The 18,031-nt window shown below is 38.0% G+C and carries 16 protein-coding genes; 11 read left to right on the top strand and 5 right to left on the bottom strand.

Annotated features, from left to right (window positions below):
• Positions 1-3: 3 nt before the first annotated feature.
• From pheT to HMPREF3116_RS02185, 5 genes are all read left to right on the top strand, one after another.
• Positions 4-2,433 carry a phenylalanine--tRNA ligase subunit beta gene (gene pheT, locus HMPREF3116_RS02165; protein WP_070467425.1) on the top strand — a complete coding sequence of 810 codons (2,430 nt, stop codon included), beginning with the start codon at positions 4-6 and terminating at the stop codon, positions 2,431-2,433.
• A gap of 173 nt (positions 2,434-2,606) precedes the next feature.
• Positions 2,607-4,082 (top strand): gluconokinase, encoded by a 1,476-nt coding sequence (locus tag HMPREF3116_RS02170; protein ID WP_246819021.1) that lies wholly within the window; start codon positions 2,607-2,609, stop codon positions 4,080-4,082.
• 157 nt (positions 4,083-4,239) lie between these two features.
• Positions 4,240-5,223: a phosphate acetyltransferase gene (pta, locus tag HMPREF3116_RS02175; RefSeq protein ID WP_070467428.1), complete on the top strand. Its 984-nt coding sequence runs from the start codon at positions 4,240-4,242 to the stop codon at positions 5,221-5,223.
• Positions 5,224-5,330: 107 nt separating this feature from the next.
• Positions 5,331-5,798, top strand: coding sequence for a tRNA (adenosine(37)-N6)-threonylcarbamoyltransferase complex ATPase subunit type 1 TsaE (gene tsaE / locus HMPREF3116_RS02180; RefSeq protein WP_070467430.1), 468 nt, complete (start codon positions 5,331-5,333; stop codon positions 5,796-5,798).
• Positions 5,799-5,843: 45 nt separating this feature from the next.
• Positions 5,844-6,383: a GNAT family N-acetyltransferase gene (locus HMPREF3116_RS02185; protein WP_070467432.1), complete on the top strand. Its 540-nt coding sequence runs from the start codon at positions 5,844-5,846 to the stop codon at positions 6,381-6,383.
• An 82-nt stretch (positions 6,384-6,465) separates the two neighbouring features.
• On the opposite strand, the gene HMPREF3116_RS02190 is transcribed toward HMPREF3116_RS02185, so the two are convergent.
• Positions 6,466-6,705, bottom strand: a complete 240-nt coding sequence (locus HMPREF3116_RS02190) for a TraX protein (protein ID WP_070467433.1) — start codon at positions 6,703-6,705, stop codon at positions 6,466-6,468.
• 227 nt (positions 6,706-6,932) lie between these two features.
• On the opposite strand from HMPREF3116_RS02190, the gene murB reads away from it, so the two are divergent.
• The 4 genes from murB (at position 6,933) to HMPREF3116_RS02210 (ending at position 10,692) form a co-directional block, all read left to right on the top strand.
• A complete protein-coding gene (gene murB, locus HMPREF3116_RS02195) occupies positions 6,933-7,868 on the top strand; it encodes a UDP-N-acetylmuramate dehydrogenase (protein WP_070467435.1) in 936 nt (311 codons plus the stop codon).
• Positions 7,869-7,940: 72 nt separating this feature from the next.
• Complete coding sequence (locus tag HMPREF3116_RS02200; RefSeq protein ID WP_070467437.1) at positions 7,941-9,617, top strand: ATP-binding cassette domain-containing protein; 1,677 nt, start codon at positions 7,941-7,943, stop codon at positions 9,615-9,617.
• 42 nt (positions 9,618-9,659) lie between these two features.
• Positions 9,660-10,370, top strand: coding sequence for an AzlC family ABC transporter permease (locus HMPREF3116_RS02205; RefSeq protein ID WP_070467439.1), 711 nt, complete (start codon positions 9,660-9,662; stop codon positions 10,368-10,370).
• Positions 10,371-10,380: 10 nt separating this feature from the next.
• Complete coding sequence (locus HMPREF3116_RS02210; RefSeq protein ID WP_070467441.1) at positions 10,381-10,692, top strand: AzlD domain-containing protein; 312 nt, start codon at positions 10,381-10,383, stop codon at positions 10,690-10,692.
• Between the two features lie 249 nt (positions 10,693-10,941).
• Here the strand turns inward: HMPREF3116_RS02210 and fni are convergent, their stop codons facing one another.
• From fni to mvk, 4 genes are all read right to left on the bottom strand, one after another.
• Positions 10,942-11,991: a type 2 isopentenyl-diphosphate Delta-isomerase gene (fni, locus tag HMPREF3116_RS02215; RefSeq protein ID WP_070467443.1), complete on the bottom strand. Its 1,050-nt coding sequence runs from the start codon at positions 11,989-11,991 to the stop codon at positions 10,942-10,944.
• 1 nt (position 11,992) lies between these two features.
• Entirely contained in the window at positions 11,993-13,177 is a 1,185-nt protein-coding gene (locus HMPREF3116_RS02220; protein ID WP_070467445.1) for a phosphomevalonate kinase, read from the bottom strand.
• Positions 13,161-14,174: a diphosphomevalonate decarboxylase gene (mvaD, locus tag HMPREF3116_RS02225; RefSeq protein ID WP_070467447.1), complete on the bottom strand. Its 1,014-nt coding sequence runs from the start codon at positions 14,172-14,174 to the stop codon at positions 13,161-13,163. Before mvaD ends, HMPREF3116_RS02220 begins: the two co-directional genes overlap by 17 nt.
• A gap of 63 nt (positions 14,175-14,237) precedes the next feature.
• Entirely contained in the window at positions 14,238-15,221 is a 984-nt protein-coding gene (gene mvk / locus HMPREF3116_RS02230; protein WP_070467448.1) for a mevalonate kinase, read from the bottom strand.
• 203 nt (positions 15,222-15,424) lie between these two features.
• Here mvk and guaA point away from each other — a divergent pair, with 203 nt between their 5' ends.
• Both guaA and HMPREF3116_RS02240 read left to right on the top strand, forming a co-directional pair.
• On the top strand, positions 15,425-16,984 hold the full coding sequence (gene guaA, locus HMPREF3116_RS02235) for a glutamine-hydrolyzing GMP synthase (RefSeq protein WP_070467450.1): 1,560 nt from the start codon (positions 15,425-15,427) through the stop codon (positions 16,982-16,984).
• A 225-nt stretch (positions 16,985-17,209) separates the two neighbouring features.
• The gene (locus HMPREF3116_RS02240; RefSeq protein ID WP_256365712.1) at positions 17,210-17,920 is read left to right on the top strand and encodes an IS30 family transposase; all 711 of its coding nucleotides are present in this window, start codon (positions 17,210-17,212) and stop codon (positions 17,918-17,920) included.
• Positions 17,921-18,031: the final 111 nt, after the last annotated feature.

Consider the following 18,031-nt stretch of genomic DNA (forward strand, 5'->3'; position numbering starts at 1 on the left):
TTAATGAAAGTATCATATAATTGGTTAAATGAATTTATCGATCTTGCTGACTTGAATCCGCAAGATATAGGAGAACGTATGTCACGTACCGGTATCGAAGTGGACGGCGTGAATGCATTAGGAACAGGATTAAAGAAAATTGTTGTGGGTCATGTATTAACATGCGAACCACATCCTGATTCTGACCACTTGTCGATTACGACTGTAGAAGTTGGTCAAGAAGAACCGTATCAAATTGTCTGTGGTGCACCAAACGTAGCTGCAGGGCAAAAAGTAATTGTTGCCTTACCTAATTCTCGTATTGCTGGTAATGTAAAAATTAAAAAAGGTAAAATACGCGGTGTGGTTTCTCAAGGTATGATTTGCTCATTAGAAGAAATTGGTTTCTCTAATAGTGTAGTACCTAAAGAATATGCTGACGGTATCATGATATTACCTGAAGATGCACCAACTGGCATGGATATTGTCGAATATTTGAAATTAGATGACCCTATCATTGAATTAGATATCACACCAAACCGTGCAGATGCCTTATCTATGCGCGGGGTAGCTTGGGAATTAGCTGCGGTATACAACCGTCAACCAAATTTTGACTATACAGATTTAACAAAATTTGAGGCTAATGACTTAGCAGGAGCAATTAACTTAAAAGTTTCTGATACTACATTAGTACCTGAATATAACGCTTTCTTAGTGAAAAATGTTACTGTTGAACCATCACCACTATGGTTACAATTACGCCTAATGGCAGCCGGTATCCGTCCAATTAATAATGTAGTAGATATTACGAACTATGTTTTATTAGCCAATGGGCAACCATTACATGCATTTGACTATGATAAATTAGACAACAAGGTGATTGAAACACGTCTAGCGAAAGCAGGCGAACGAATCGTAACACTGGATGAAGTTGATCGTCCATTATTAGATTCAGATATCGTGATTACCGATGGTGAAAAACCGATTGCGTTAGCTGGTATAATGGGTGGTTTAGATACTGAAATTGATGAGAACACAACAAATGTATTGATTGAAGCGGCTAATTTTGAACCAATCCACATTCGTAAAACTGCACGTCGCAATGGTTTACATTCAGAATCATCTACGCGTAATGAACGTGGTATCAATAAGGCTACGATCGCTGAATCTGGTGCTTTTGCCGCTGAGATGATTGCTGATTTGGCTAAAGGTCAATTGGTAGAGGGCTCTGAACGTGTATCTGCCATTGATTTAACCCCAATTCTTGTAACATCAAGTCTTACTTATGTTGATAAACGTCTAGGTATGCACTTGTCTTATGCAGATATCAAACAAGTTTTTGAACAACTACAGTTTGAAGTATCAGGTGATGGTGATGAATTTATCGTTTCTGTACCTGCACGTCGCTGGGATATACTTATCCAAGCGGACTTGGTTGAAGAAATTGCACGTATCTACGGTTATGATAAGATACCTTCTCGCTTACCTTCAGTAAATGCACAAAATATGGGCCTAACAGATTGGCAAACCTTTAAACGTCGAACCGACAATCAAATGTTAGCTGAAGGTTTCAATGAAGTCATTGCTTACTCTTTAATCGGGGATAATCAAACAACATTAGAAATGGATAATGCAAAACCTGTGGCACTAGACTTCCCAATGTCAGATGACCGTCGCTATATGCGTACAAACTTATTGAGTGCTTTATTGGAAATCGTTCAATATAACGTAGCGCGCAAAATTTCGGATGTGGCGATTTTTGAAACTGGACGTGTATTCAAATGGACAGATGCTCCGCTACCAGTTGATGAAACACATCTTGCAGCTGTTTGGACAGGTAACGCAAAAGCAAAAACCTGGAACCACCCAGCGAAAGCTGTAGATTTCTATGATATGAAAGGGATTGTTGAAAGTGTAATAGATTCTTTCAACCTGGATGTAGCTGTGGCATTTGAAGCAACTTCTGAGTTGGCAGACATGCACCCAGGACGTACAGCTAGAATCTATGCCATTGGTCAATCAGACGAACGGATTGAACTAGGCTATATTGGTCAATTGCATCCAAGTATTGCTGATCAATATGACTTAAAAGAAACTTTAGTGTTTGAAATTTCATTAGATGAAATATATGCTTTACCGAAAGTTGAAGTAAGACAAGCACCAATCGCGAAGTTCCCAGGTTCTGACCGTGCTATTGCAATCTTAGTGTCTGACCAAGTGACAAATGCTGATGTCATAAAAACGATTAAAAATGCATCAAAAGGTGGTATTTTAGTGGACATCGAAATATTTGATGTGTATCAAGGAGATAATATCGAAGATGGTAAGAAATCCTTAGCTTATAGCTTGAAATATTTAAACCCACAAAGAACCTTAACCGATGAAGAAGTAACGAACGATGTGGCACGTATTACGGAAGCTTTAACAAGTGAATTGTCAGCAGAAATCCGTTAATCATCGTATATTCAATTATATATAAGCTTTAAGATTGGCAGTGAAGTCAGGTAAATATTTATCGTGGCTTCATTGTTTTTTTTATGATTAAATGAAGTTAATCTATTCATATTGAACAAACGCTATATTTACTTAAGCTAATCATGTATAAAAAAAGGAAGGTAGGAATCATTGTGCAATATTTTGTCGTCGATCTTGGTACAACAAACTTAAAATTTGCCCTGATGGAAACGCCCTATCGAATACTTGACACGATGGAGACGGGCAACGTTATCAGTCAAGATGACGCTGGTAAACATGAAAGTGATCCTGAAGTCGTTTTTAATCAATTCATTGATTTATTAAGTCAGATGCAAGCAAAGTACCCACAAGTAAAGCTATTGATATTTTCTAGTCAAATGCATGCACTATTAGCTACTGATAGTTACGGAAATGTTTTACAAAAGGCGATGACTTGGGCCGATTTACGGGCCAAGGATATAGCTCAAGAAATGCAGATGTCTGGTCAAGCTAGGGAATTTTTTGCTTTATCAGGTACACCTATCCATGCAATGAATCCATTTGTTAAACTAGTTTATCTCAACCAATCATATCCAAATTTATTTGAGGATCCTTCCATTCAATTTATGGATATTAAGGCTTACATCATTCGTCGGTTAACAGGAAAGTATGTCATTGACCATGCAACGGCTTCTTCGATGGGACTGATGGATATAGCAAGGCACACATGGTCAAAAAAACTATTGAACCACGTGAATATCCAAGAAAATCAACTGCCAAAATTGGTAGCTAGTAGGCAACAAATACCCGTTAAACATGAAGTTATTCAACACTTACAATTAGCGCCAGATTTCCAAATATTACCAGGATCAACCGATGGCGCCTTAGCAAATCTTTCTAATCAAGCTTATGCCGGATTAGAAGACCAATCGCTCAGTTCAATTGTCCTTTCCTTTGGTACATCAGCTGCGGTGAGAACTTTGAGTGACCAATTATCTATTCATGAAAGCGGGCAGATTTTTACATATATAGTGGACGACAAACCACACTATATTATTGGTGGACCAGTTAACAACGCTGGCAATGTACTTGATTGGTTATACCAACAATTTGGTTTTAAGGAAAAAGGCCAGTCCTTTCAAGACATGTTGCAAGTACTGATGACACATCATTTTTTCGCTAGCGGTCCTTATTTCTTGCCATTCTTAAATGGGGAAAGAGCCCCTTATTGGAATGCGAACCTTCAAGCTGAATTTAAAGGTATAAAAGGGTATACAAGCCAGCTAGACATGGCAAAAGCTGTGTTTGAAGGGGTATTTTTCGAAATTCGTCAAGTGATTGACTTAGTCTATGACACGACAGATTTAAATCAAAAGATCGTCCAAGTAAATGGTAAAATATTCTCAGATCCTAAAATAAGTCAATGGATTGCGGATATATTAGGGATACCCTTGCAATATGTATCAGGAGACGATGCTAGCTTAATTGGTGCTGGTGTCCTAATAGAAAGCGATATATTGCGAGAAAGGTTAGCGTTTACCACTATTGAGCCCAATCAACAATCACGTGAAAAATATCATCAGAAATTTTTAAAATTTAAAAGTTATGCAAATGCACTTGATCAATCATCTAGAACAATATTGTATTGAAAAATGATAATTCTGGTTCATAGAAAGATATAAAATAAAATCTACCTATACAAAGACTTGTATCACGAACTTTGCAGTAATTGTTATGACAAAAGTATAAGATTCATGTAAAATAAGGTATAGTAAACGTTTTAAATTTCTAGGAGGAATGTAAAAAATGGAGATGTTTGAAAGCTTAAAGGCCAAGATCCAAGATAAAAATGTGCGTGTTGTATTCCCCGAGGGCTATGATGAACGTATTCTAGGTGCGGTTGTTCGTTTGAAAGCTGAAGAAATTCTTGAACCAGTTTTATTAGGAAATCCAGAAGAATTGAAATCTATTGCGCATGAGCGTGGATTTGATATCGATAATATTGAGATTATTGATCCAAACAATTATGATGCATTCGAAGAAATGGTTCAAGCTTTTGTTGAACGCCGTAAAGGTAAAGCGACTGAAGAACAAGCACGCGAAATATTACGTGATGAAAACTATTTTGGGACTATGCTAGTTTATTTAGGATCATGTGATGCTTTAGTATCTGGTGCCCGTCACTCAACAGGTGATACTGTTCGTCCAGCACTACAAATTATCAAAACGAAACCAGGTGTTAAATCAACATCAGGTGCTTTCATTATGTTACGTGGCCGTGACCAAGAGAAATACTTGTTCTCTGACTGTGCAATCAACATCAATCCGGATGCGGAAGGCTTAGCAGAAATTGCTGTTGAATCTGCAAAAACGGCAGCTATGTTTGACATCGATCCAAAAGTCGCTTTATTAAGCTTTTCAACTAAAGGATCTGCAAAATCTCCAGAGCAAGAAAAAGTAGCTGAAGCAACCCGTCTTGCTAAAGAGAAAGCACCACAATTTGAAATAGATGGTGAATTACAATTTGATGCTGCTTTTGTGGATGCAGTAGCGAAACAAAAAGCACCAGATTCAGACGTTGCTGGTAAGGCTACTGTGTTCGTATTCCCTGAAATTCAATCTGGTAACATTGGTTACAAAATTGCACAACGTTTCGGTAATTTTGAAGCAATTGGGCCAATCTTACAAGGTATGGCAAAACCAATCTCAGACCTTTCACGTGGATGTATAGAAGAAGATGTCTACAAGTTAGCAATCATTACAGCTAACCAAGCTATTTTAGAAGACTAAAGCGATTTAGCATATTACTTTAGCAGACTACAAGAGTGATTAATCTTGTAGTCTTTTTGATTTTTTAGTAAAGTAAATGATGAAATTATAGGGAGAGAAGGGGTAACATGGGGTATACAATTGATTGGGCAAGTGAAAGAGATACAGATGCTTTTGCCCAAAAATTAGCACACTTGGTACAAGCAGGCGATATTATTTGCTTAGAGGGTGACTTAGGAACAGGTAAAACAACGTTTACTAAATACTTTGCGAAAGCATTAGGGATTGACCAAGCCATCAAAAGCCCAACGTACACCATTATCCGTGAATATGAAGATGATGAGATTCCTCTTTACCATATGGATGCATATCGATTAGAGGAAACCGGTTCAGACAGTGTCGGTTTAGAAGATTATATCAATGGGGATGGCGTTACAATTATTGAATGGCCACAATTTGTTGTGGAAGATTTGCCTAAGGACTATCTCTGGCTAACTTTATCTACAACAAGCGAGACAAGTCGTGCTGTTGAATTAAACTTTGAAGGCCCTCGTGGGCAAGCTTTATACAGTGGTTTACTAGCAGATTTAACCTAAAAGATATTTTGAAGTGTAGCAGTGAAATAGAAGGATTGAGACTATATGAAAAAAGAACAATTGGAAATCACCTTGGCAGATGCGATGCCAAAGGACGCGAAAGCTTTATTAGACTTTTACAAAGTGGTTGGTGGTGAAACAGACTTCTTATCATTTGGAGAAGAAGGACTAGGTATAAACCAAGAGCAAGAAACCCGTTATTTGAAATCATTACAAGAAAGCTTGAACAATCGTGTATTAATTGCTCGTTTAGGCGACGAGATAATTGGCGTTGCTAGTATTGGTGCTGAACCCCATGCTAAAGTTGCACATATGGGCGAGTTAGGCATATCTATTTTGCGGCGTTTCTGGGGATTAGGTTTATCTCGTGTCATGATTGAAGATATGATTGACTGGGCAACTGAAAATGATATCTTGCGCTATTTACGTTTAGAAGTGTCTAAAGATAATATGCGGGCGATTAATCTATATGAGAAATTCTCTTTTGAAGAAATAGGCATAACCCCCAAAGGTATATACCATGATGGCGAATTTCATGACTTAGTATTAATGGGCTTATCTGTTGAAAATCAAGATCAAGTATAAATATAAAGCATCGAACGTTCAAAAAAGGTCGAGACTGAATTTGGTCCCGACCTTTTCGCTTCAAATTTTTAAACTTTCAAATTTATTTTAAAATAGCCATAGCAATCATCACGATGAAAAGAATGGTTTCTATTGTGATAAGGGACCAGCGCCATTTATTATCTTTCTCATTAAAAGCAAAAATCATGGCAATAATTGGAATAATGATGGAAAGCGTAATGTTTGTCCAAGCTAATTCTGTAGCTGGCCTTGCAATTTGTAAGCCAGCATAAATAAAGGTTAAAGCGAGCATCATCAAGGCATTTTGTCTGATTTTATTCATAAAAAGGTCCTTTCGTAAAACGAGTTGTGACAATTTGTCACTAATTAAAATAATACTATAACATCTTTTTAAGAAAATGTTAATGTATGTGCCACACAAACCCTTTTACACAATGTAAATATGCGGTAAAATGTGTTATTATGGATTAGATTTAACTAGCATTTTATCAGCAATCTGATGCTGTTTTTAATGAATGCTAAATATATTACCAGGAAGGGTAATTCACAATGTTTTTAAATGATTTACGCAAGACATTTCCTCAATCAACGATAAAATTTAATGAACCATTAAATCAATATACTTATACAAAAACTGGTGGTCCAGCGGATGTATTAATTTTTCCAAAAACACCCGAAGAAATTCAAGCCCTAGTTCGCTTTGCCAACAAAGCCCATGAACCTGTTCTAGTACTGGGAAACTCATCAAACGTCATTATTTCAGATGAAGGCGTTTCAGGCATTGTGTTGATGTTAACTGAAATGAACTATATTCAAATTGACGGTACGCACATAAAAGCCGGTGCTGGGTCGAAAATTATCGATGTGAGTCGGTCAGCCGGAGCAAAAGGACTAACTGGATTTGAGTTTGCCTGTGGTATTCCAGGATCTACTGGAGGGGCAGTTTATATGAATGCTGGTGCTTATGGTGGTGAAATTTCTGAAATATTAGTTGAAGTAGATGTTGTGACGAAGGCTGGTCGCATGTACACCTTGAAAAATGGAGATTTGAACTTGGCATACCGTCATTCTGAACTACAAGAAACTGGCGATATAGTTGTTGAAGCGCGATTCAAATTGAAGAAGGGGAATTTAGACTCAATATTGGCTAAAATGGACGAATTAACCTACCTTCGAGAATCTAAACAACCGCTAGAATACCCGTCATGTGGGTCAGTATTTAAACGCCCAGAAGGACACTTTACAGGTAAATTAATACAAGAAGCTAAATTGCAAGGGTATACCATAGGTGGTGCTCAGATTTCTGAGAAACATGCTGGCTTTATCGTCAATATTGGTAATGCAACTGCTACGGACTATATCAATATGATTCACCATATTCAAGAAGTTATTTGGGACCTTAATAAGGTCGCTCTTGAACCAGAAGTACGTATTTTAGGGAGACGGTCTAAATATGATACAGTAGATGAAAGTTTTGTCGATTAACGCTTCCCTATTTTTTAGAAAGAATTCAGTAAATCATTTGTATGAAAAAATTCTTGAAAGGGGCATGGATTTATGTCCAATCCTTGGATACAATTTAAAAATATGTCGTTTACATACAAAGGTGCGAGTAGACGGGCATTAAAAAATATCAATTTAACTTTCTATCGAGGTGAAAAAGTATTAATCATCGGGGCTAATGCCTCAGGAAAATCTACTTTGGTGCGCGCGTTGCGTGGTAAATTAGGGTCTGAAGAATTTCAAGGCACGATTGAAGGGGAAATTGTCAACTTTGATCTTGAGATGGAAACAATGGATGCAACTGTTATGGCGGATGCGGTAGATCACCATTTGGAAGAAACTGTTCAAAAAAATGGGATACGTAAACGGTCAAGTGAATATATCCCAAACTTTTCTGAAGAATTAAAACGTCGTATTTTAGAACACCCCCAAGATGTGGATACTAGCTTAGAACGACTTTCTGAAGGGCAACGTGATATTCAGAATTTTGTGAATAATGTAAACTATGAACAATCTGTTTTTATCTTTGATGAACCACTTGCGAATTTAGCGCCTCGAGCAGGACAAATTTTTATCGATTTAGTAGATGACATTCATCATCATACGGATGCGACGGTTGTGATGGTCGATTACCGGATAGAAGAAGTGCTATACCGTCCAGTTGATCGCGTGATTGTCCTGTCTGAAGGTCGGGTCATTTTTGATGGAGACTCTGAGAAGTTATTAAAACGCAATATTTTAAATAGTTTAGGAATCGGCGAACCTGCTTATGTTTCAGCTATTCGATACACCGGTTATCCATTAGATAAAGTGCGTAATATTTCAAATGTCAATTACGTTCACGGACCTAATTTGAAGCGTACGATTGAATCGTGGCTGATGACTGTGCCAAATTTTGTGCAAAAACGAAGTAACGAATCTGTTTTAACCTTAGACAATATATCTTTTACCTATCCCGGTCGTGATCATGCCACCCTGTCCAACATTTCTACTAAAGTATTTAAAGGGGACATGATTGCTATTGTTGGAAAGAATGGCTCAGGTAAGTCTACGTTAGCTCAAATTATCGATGGTAATTTACATCCTGATAAAGGGACCATTCACTGGTTAGGTGAAGAGGTGACGACAGCTAATCTAGCTCAAATGAGACAGGAAACGGTTTATATCCAACAAAATATTGACCAATCTATCCTTGATTATACAGTTAAAGCATATTTGGAAGATATTGCTTCTAAATGTAATTATTCACCGGAAGAAGCTAAACAGGTCATTCGCGCTTCATTGAAGCGAACAGGACTTATTTATGCCTCCGAATTAAAAATTGGACAATTATCTTTTGGTCAACAAAAACGCATTATGTTATCTTCAGCCTTGATTAATAAGCCGTCTTTATTAATTATTGATGAACCTTCAGAAGGTCAAGACTATCACCATTACAACGAATTTATGCAATATCTTTATCAAATTAATCAAGAACAAGATATGGCTATTATCATTAATACGCATAATACGGACCTAGTCTTGGAATTTACCCGTCATGCTTGGGTACTAGCAGACGGTGAGTTGATTGCAGATACACAACCTATTAGAATTGCCACAGATTACCGTTTAATTCAAAGAGCCTTTTTACGGGAATCAAATCTCTACATCTTTGCCCGTCAAATAGGTTTAATTGATCCCTATAATTTTATCAAGAAATTTATGGATTATCATCGCGAGGTCAACCGGTAAACGCGTTGATTTTGAGCAAATAAAGATTGGGGAGGGTGTTTAATGCAAGAAACAGTGGACGTTAAGTCGGAATGTATTAAGTTATCAATACCCATTATTCTAGGGTATTTACCAGTTGGTTTAGCTTGTGGGTTATTACTTTCTGATGCAGGATTGACCTGGTGGCAAGTTGCACTTATGAGTGGCCTGGTATTTGGAGGGTCTGCTCAATTCGTAGCTGCAGCGCTAATCGCACAACAAGCCGGTATTGCCGAGGTTTTTATATCAGTATTGTTACTTAGTTCCCGTCAAGCCTTATATAGTGTTTCTTTTGGGCCATACCTAAAAGAGGTAGCGCATTTTAAAGTTGCCTGGTTGAGTTATATGACAGCAGATGAAAGCTATGCGATTAATGTATCTAAATTTCAAAATGCTAGTCCACAACAACCATGGTCAATCGATGATGCTTTATTTATATCTACATCTACTTGGATTTCATGGATTGTATTTACAGCTTTAGGCGCCTTATTTGGTACCTTTATCCAGATTCCAGAAGTGATTAGTAATTTTGTTATGATTGCTATGTTTATCGGTATACTGATACCAAACTTAAATAATCGTATGATGTTAAATACCATGCTATTCACTGGTATACTTGCTATTATTTTGATGATTATTTTCCAATCATCCTATGTCATTATCATGGCAACGGCTATCGCTCTAGCGGTCGTATTCTATTTCTTAAAACGGCAAGACAATCGTCGCGTGACATAGGAGGGATATCATGACATTATTTGTAGTATCACTAGGATTTCTTTGTATCGCTGTGCGCGTACTCCCAGCATTTATTATGCGGAAAAGTAAAATCTCTCCAATGGTTTATCAGACAATGGCTTACCTTCCTGTTATTATTTTTACAGCAATGATTTTTACCGATATATTTTTCTGGGAAGACCATTTCAATCTCAACCTTTTTGAGAATATCAAACTAATTCCTGCACTTGTATCTTTACTTGTTGCTTATCGATTTAAAGATATTATCAAGACAATCATCGCTGGAGTCGGCACAATTGCATTATTATATTTTTTATTTTAACTTTTAATTGAATAAGACCTTCTTTGTCCAATCGGATAGGTAAGATTTTTTCCAAGTATCATTTGATTGCTTGGTTTTTTATTTAGCAACTATTTCTATTATTCATTATGATTAATATTTATCAACCGTGTCCAAGCGGTCTTTAGTTTGCTAACATAATACGCGTCTAAGCCTTTTTTGGCAAAAAATATAGGACCAATGACTTTTTAGGTCATCAGTCCTATATATTGTAGCGCTATTTATTTAAGCTTAATTTTGACTTCTAGATGCGAAGTATTCGATATTAATTCGGCGTAATCTTGACCATTCAGCTGGTTTTCCGGTAATCATAAGATCAGTATTTCTTAATTCATCTAAGTCCTGACAATCTAATACCATCATCAATAACCGTAATTGTTCGTCGTAAGATTTTACCATCTCAATCGTAGCATCAACGCCTTCACTAAGGACTGAATGCAGAAATTGTCCTGACATGCCCACAGCTGATGCACCTAAAGCTAAAGCCTTCATCATCTGCAATGGATTTTTAATCCCACCTGAAGCAACGATTGTAGTTTGACTCATTAATGGTTGTGCCTCTAATAAAGAAATTACTGTGGATTGTCCCCAATCAGCCATGTAAGAGAACTCCTTGTTTTCACGGCGAGCATTCTCAATATTGGCAAAATTAGTACCACCAGTGCCTGATACGTCAATGGTATTGACACCTAGACTTTGAAGGTGATGCATGGTTTGATAGGACATACCAAAACCAACTTCCTTGACCATAACTGGTCTATCTAGATTTTCGACAATATCTACAATATGGTCTTCTAATTTTCTAAAATCACGATCACCTTCGGGCATCACAATCTCTTGTGCCGTATTTAGGTGGATTTGTAGCGCATCTGCGTCAAGCAAGTCTACAGCTCGTTTAGCATCTTCTAAATTCTTGTCGGCCCCCACGTTTGCCATTACAAAGCCATTCGGATTGACCTCCCGTATAATTGTAAATGAATCTGTTACAGAAGCATCTTTTAAGGCAGCTGATACTGAGCCAGAAGCCATTGGTAAATGACATTCACGGGCCACTTCAGCAAACATCCCATTAATCCTCTTTGTCCAAGCAGATCCACCTGTCATCGCATTAATATAGAAGGGGCGGTCAAATTGCTGTTTGAACAATGTTGTAGACAAGTCGATATGATGGAATGCTTGGTGGGATAAAGATGGATGGACAAAGCGGACAGATTCAAAATCGGTAGCTGCTGTTTGATATTGCATTTCAGCATTGTGCACATGAGCATCTTTACGGTTCATATTATCTCTCCTGTTCATTTCTTTGCCAAAAAGCGAAAGGAAGAACGACAAGGTCGTTTTCTCGCCAGGTGGCTTCGATGTTTCTAGCTTCATCAGCTTGACTAGAAATTGCATAAGCACAGTCGCCAGCACCTGCGCCGGAAATTTTGGCAACAGACTTATCTGATGTCACTAATTTTAGTGCTTTCTTAAATGACTTGGTTAAATACGGCTTATTCAGTGTTTGTGTGTAATTTAAAATATTTTCAAAATTATCCTTAATAGCAGACTTAAATAAAGACCATTCATTCATTTGAATAGCTGCCTTAGCCATTAACACTTGACGTTTAGCCAGTTGTTTAAAAGTCGACATAATTTCTTCTAATTCTCTTTCAGAAATATGATGTGCAACCATTTTCAACAGGTCTTCTGTGGAGGCTTTTTCCTTAGACCAGACTAAAGACAAGGTCCAATCTGGATCAATTGGTAGTTGCTCAATCATTAAGTCAGGCCAAAATTCTTCAATTAGGTGATGGATATCTTCACCAGTAGATTTAGCTTGTTGGTTAAACCATTCACGGTCAAAATTCTGATAATAAATCACACCAGTTTGAGCGCTAGCTGCTACATCTCCAAGGGAACCAACCATACCTAGCTGTGCTTGCGTAATCGCTACTAGCTTATACACTCGGTAAACCCATTGAGACTCGGTAATATCTTGGTCTAATTTATAATAATTTAAAAGGGCAGATACTACAGCTACTGAAATAGCGCCGGATGATCCTAAACCGTATTTGGTGCCATCTGCAGCATCAAGATCAGAAGTTATTTCTAAATCAAAGTAATCAGGTGTAGTTGCTGACTTCATACCAACTGCTTCAGCGTATGCCATTACTGTGCGCATGGATTCCCAAATTAACGGGAATTCATTGGCTAAGGGGTCATCACTGATCACTTGCCCGTTAATATCATATGACCAGGCTAGTGGATGGTCGGCTTGATTAGTGATTAAATAACCATTTTCCCCAGGATTATCTATTAAGTTTAAATGTAAGAAAGCATCCACTGTTGTTAGAAGGGCTGCTTGGCCAGAATTGACTACTGCATACTCACCTGCAAGAAATAATTTCCCAGGCACGGCCACTTTGATGGCGTTTGTTTCGTTATTCGTATGGATTATCGTGCTATCATTATGCGAATGCGCCATCTTCATACTCCCATCTATCTAATCGTTGTATCCCAGAACCAGCCGTTGTTTTAATAAAGTCCATATGAGGGAATTTATCCTTGAAAAAGGCTTCTACTTCATCCATTTGGCTAGCACGGCATAAGACCTTTACATTTGGTCCAGCATCTATCGTATAGTAAGCCAATACACCAGTCGCCCGCAAATCTTGAACAGCTTGAATGGCCTTAATGGTTTCAGGTTCGAAATAAGTAAATGATGGATCAGCAGCCATTGTTGTTGCATGCATACGCATGGCATTGGCTTCCGCGATTTCCCCCATCAATTGAAAATCTTGTTTGACAATTGCAGCCTTAATCCGTTCCAGATCAATCATATTTTGCTTTACCCATTCCGGGTAAAAAGGCGAAGTATTCAAAGTATGGGCCATACCTTCACGAGAAGATACGCGTTTTTCAGCGGTATTAATCGCCATAATGACCATCCCGATATCCCAATTTGCTTCATCTACTCTAACTGCCATAGAGTTTTCATTGCGAGTTCCTTTTTGCCATTCTACAAAGCCACCAAAAATTGACCGCGTTGCTGAACCAGAACCACGTCTAGCGTAGGTAGATAATACTTGGTCAGATATTTGACCTTCTAAATTTAAAGCTGATCTTGTAGCGGCGGCTAAGGCAGAGAATGCTGAAGAAGAAGAAGCCAATCCAGCTGCAGTAGGTACATGGTTCACACTTTCTACTTTTGCCTTTAAATCAACCGCTGCTTCAGCTCTGAAAAGATCTAAAAACTGGCTAATTTTTGCCGTTTCAACTTCATTACGTAACTGACCATTTAAATAAAAAACATCCTTATCAAAATCACTTGAAAAAGTTACGCGCGAGTCTGTATACAAGGCGTCTAAAGTGAGTGATAAACTAGATGTAGTGGGGATAAAAAGGTCTTTATTTGCCTTACCCCAATATTTTATTAATGCAATATTGGTGTGTGCGCGGTAAGCGCCTTGAAAAACTGACATCTTGATTCTCCCTCAAAAAAAATTCTTTCCTTTATTATAACCGATTTCTATATATTTCGCCCACTATTCGGTAGCTGCACTTTTAAAAGGGACCACCCAGCTTGCCACTGCCAAGTTATTTTCCTTTAATGATTCTGCCAAAAGGATAGCCTTGTCCTTGCTATCACATAATGCAAAATAGCAACCGCCACGGCCACCACCAGTCAGTTTGGCTGCGCCAGCGCCATTCGCTTCTGCAAAAGTCACACCTGCTTCAAGTTCAGGACTAGAGACTTGTAAAGCTCGTAAATGCTGGTGAGCATCTTTAAATGTATTACAAATAGCCGTAAATAGCTGGTCGTTAGCCATTTGATTCGGTGTTATATTGACTAAATCAATAAATTGGTTGGCTGCTTTACCCAGTTGGCGTAGATTATTTTCTACCGCTTGACGACGGGTAATAAAAGCTGAATTTAAACCAGCTGCTACATCAGTCACCGCATTTTTAGTATTTCCATGAATGCCTGTGTCAGCTACCACCAACCAGTAGGGGGTATTAAATTGGCAAACTTTTATTGGCTGATTCTTTTGATAGATTAAAGGTAAGCCCAGACCAGCAACCCGTGCGTCTAAACCAGATGGGTTCCCATGACTAATTTTTTCAGATAAGTCGACATATTTCAGTAATTGATCATCAGAAAGTGGGAGATCATAATAGTTATAAAAAGCTCGTACTAATGCTGTTGCCATAGCCGCTGAAGATCCCATACCACGTTCTGCGGGTATAGAAGAATGGATATTGATCAACCAATGGCTTTGACTTTGTGTCATTAAATCAGCCCGCAGTTGGTCATAGACAGCTAATAAATTTTGTAAGTCAGACGGTGCTTGATGGAGAGGTCCCTCATATAATTCACTCACTAAATAAGCATTGGTTTGAATTTGTTCAATAGTTACCGTCATCTCTACCGCATGGAAGGGTAAGGCTACAGATGGATATCCATGAACAACTGCATGTTCACCAATAATAATGATTTTCCCATTTGCTTTACCAGTCGCTTTTCTCATACTTTCACTCCTATTCTGTTTTATTATATACAATATTTTAATGGTCAACAGCTTTGAAAACGAATTAAATATAAATTTAGCAAATTATTAAAGGTTGCCAGATTAGAATCCGAACAATATTTTAATGAACATCGATAAAATCCTAGTAATCACAAATGTTAAATGCTAGAATAAATATGAAATTCGAAAAAGGAAGTGAAAACATGAGTGTCCAACAATCAATGCAAGATATTGAAAAAATCATTGTACTTGATTATGGTAGTCAATACAATCAATTGATTACACGCCGTATTCGTGAGTTAGGCGTTTATTCAGAACTTTTATCACATAAACTAACAGCTGATGAAATCATGGCGAAAGGTAATGTGAAAGGTATTATCTTATCAGGTGGTCCAATGTCAGTGTATGCAGAAGATGCTTTTTCAATTGATGAAGCAGTATTTGATTTAGGAATTCCGGTTTTAGGGATTTGCTATGGTATGCAATTAATGACATTTAAAAATGGTGGGGTAGTTGCCCGCTCTGAGAAACGTGAATATGGTCAACAGCCATTATTTATCGATAAAACAGATTCAGCTATTTTTAAAGGGCTAGAAGCAGAAGAGCTAGTGTTAATGAGCCATTCTGACCGAATTGAAGAAATTCCTGAAGGATTTGAAGTCACTGCTCGCGGTGAACATAGTCCAGTAGCTGCCTTTGAAAACACTGAAAAACAATTCTATGGTTTCCAATTCCATCCAGAAGTTCGTGCGTCAGTTCATGGTAACGATATGTTACGTAACTTTGTCTTTGATATTTGTGGTGCACAAGGGTCATGGACAATGGAAAAATTCATCGATATAAAAATCCAAGAAATTCGTGAATTAGTTGGTGACGGTAAAGTATTACTAGGCCTTTCAGGTGGGGTAGACTCATCAGTTGTAGGTGTATTATTACAAAAAGCTATCGGTGACCAATTAACGTGTATCTTTGTAGATCACGGTTTATTGCGTAAGAATGAAGCTAAAGAAGTGATGGAAACCTTAGGTGGTAAATTTGGTTTAAACATCATCAAAGTTGACGCTGAAGAACGCTTCTTGAATAAATTAGCTGGCGTATCTGATCCAGAGCGCAAACGTAAAATTATCGGAAACGAATTCGTGTACGTATTTGATGACGAAGCGCATAAAATTAAAGATGTTGACTTTTTAGCACAAGGTACATTATATACTGACGTGATCGAATCAGGTACCGATACAGCGCAAACAATCAAATCTCACCACAATGTAGGTGGATTACCTGAAGACATGACCTTCTCTTTAATTGAGCCTTTGAACACTTTATTTAAAGATGAAGTTCGTGCAGTAGGTACCGAATTAGGTATGCCAAATGAAATCGTTTGGCGTCAACCATTCCCAGGTCCAGGGTTAGCTATCCGTATCATCGGTGAAGTAACACCTGAAAAACTAGAAGTCGTACGTGAATCTGACTTCATCTTACGTGATGAAATCAGAAAACATGGACTTGAAGACGACATCTGGCAATACTTTACAGTCCTACCAGGATTTAAATCAGTAGGTGTAATGGGTGACGAGCGTACATATGAATACACTATTGGTATTCGTGCAGTAACTTCAGTTGACGGGATGACATCAGAATGGGCACGCATTCCTTATGATGTATTAGATACTATTTCTAAGCGTATTGTAAACGAATGTGCACACATTAACCGCGTCGTCCTAGATATTACGAGCAAGCCACCTGCAACCATCGAGTGGGAATAAAACACAAAACCCTTACAAAGTCTTATTTAATAGTCTTTGTAAGGGTTGTTTTTTATATAAATCACTTAAAACCCACTTAAATTATTTGTCTAGGAGCCAATTAAGTACAATAAATATAAAAAGAAGAGCGTTGGCCGGTTGGTCAACGCTCTTAAAATTAATCTGACTTTTGGGGCACATTATAGAGTACCATTTTACTGATATTCATCAATATATACAGTTACTATTTTTGTACACTCTTATAGAAAGTTGCACCCTGACGAACGCGTACCATGCATGAAGACCGTTTATGCTTTGATAAATGCTGCCGTACTTCCAATCCGTAATATCGATTTGCCTATGAAGACTAGGATGCGGCCACGAAAAACAACCGTTTCTGAACCTAAAGGTCATAACGCTAAACACTTGGGACGCAGTATCGAAGAACGCTCTCCAGAAGTACTCTCGAGGGAAGAATTTGGGCATTGGGAAGTTGATTTAGTATTAGGTAAGAAAACAAAAAATGAGCCTGTCATCATCACTACGGTTGAACGGAAAACACGCTACTGCCTCACTAAGAAAGTTTGGGGAAAAGGCGCAGCGCTGGTTCAAAAAGGCGTGCTTGACTTGATAAAAAAACAGGGGCTAGAACAGTTCAAGTCACTCACAACTGATAACGGCTCTGAGTTTTCAAGTCTGTCTCTTATCGAAATCATCGCTGAAGACGTTCAGGTTTTCTTTACTCATGCGTATGCTTCTTGGGAGAGAGGAACGAACGAAAGGCATAACCGCATGCTCCGAGAATTTATCCCAAAGGGAGTCACTCTGCGTCCATTGTCCTATTCGTATTTACTGGAAGTAACCGATGCGATCAACCACAGACCAAGAAAAATAATGGGCTATACAACACCTGTAGAACGCCTTCAGGAAGAACTGGCCGATTTACAAGCAGCTTAAGGTGTTTTGTTGGTTCTATAGGGATGAAATTAAACCTTGGCAAAAATTTAGATTACAGATTCAAGTTGATGCATAAAGAATCCCTGGATGCCTGTCCAGGGATTCTTTATC

Origin of the sequence: Aerococcus sp. HMSC10H05 (assembly GCF_001806975.1) — a bacterium.
GTDB classification, from domain to species: Bacteria; Bacillota; Bacilli; order Lactobacillales; family Aerococcaceae; genus Aerococcus; species Aerococcus viridans_B.

Bases quoted from the DNA above. Each gene is read 5' to 3' on its own strand.
- HMPREF3116_RS02210 (WP_070467441.1), top strand. From the start codon at position 10,381: ATGACATTATTTGTAGTATCACTAGGATTTCTTTGTATCGCTGTGCGC.
- mvaD (WP_070467447.1), bottom strand. From the start codon at position 14,174: ATGTCAGTTTTTCAAGGCGCTTACCGCGCACACACCAATATTGCATTA.
- mvk (WP_070467448.1), bottom strand. From the start codon at position 15,221: ATGAGAAAAGCGACTGGTAAAGCAAATGGGAAAATCATTATTATTGGT.
- HMPREF3116_RS02220 (WP_070467445.1), bottom strand. From the start codon at position 13,177: ATGGCGCATTCGCATAATGATAGCACGATAATCCATACGAATAACGAA.
- guaA (WP_070467450.1), top strand. From the start codon at position 15,425: ATGAGTGTCCAACAATCAATGCAAGATATTGAAAAAATCATTGTACTT.
- HMPREF3116_RS02185 (WP_070467432.1), top strand. From the start codon at position 5,844: ATGAAAAAAGAACAATTGGAAATCACCTTGGCAGATGCGATGCCAAAG.
- HMPREF3116_RS02200 (WP_070467437.1), top strand. From the start codon at position 7,941: ATGTCCAATCCTTGGATACAATTTAAAAATATGTCGTTTACATACAAA.
- pheT (WP_070467425.1), top strand. From the start codon at position 4: ATGAAAGTATCATATAATTGGTTAAATGAATTTATCGATCTTGCTGAC.
- fni (WP_070467443.1), bottom strand. From the start codon at position 11,991: ATGAACCGTAAAGATGCTCATGTGCACAATGCTGAAATGCAATATCAA.
- HMPREF3116_RS02205 (WP_070467439.1), top strand. From the start codon at position 9,660: ATGCAAGAAACAGTGGACGTTAAGTCGGAATGTATTAAGTTATCAATA.
- murB (WP_070467435.1), top strand. From the start codon at position 6,933: ATGTTTTTAAATGATTTACGCAAGACATTTCCTCAATCAACGATAAAA.
- pta (WP_070467428.1), top strand. From the start codon at position 4,240: ATGGAGATGTTTGAAAGCTTAAAGGCCAAGATCCAAGATAAAAATGTG.
- HMPREF3116_RS02190 (WP_070467433.1), bottom strand. From the start codon at position 6,705: ATGAATAAAATCAGACAAAATGCCTTGATGATGCTCGCTTTAACCTTT.
- tsaE (WP_070467430.1), top strand. From the start codon at position 5,331: ATGGGGTATACAATTGATTGGGCAAGTGAAAGAGATACAGATGCTTTT.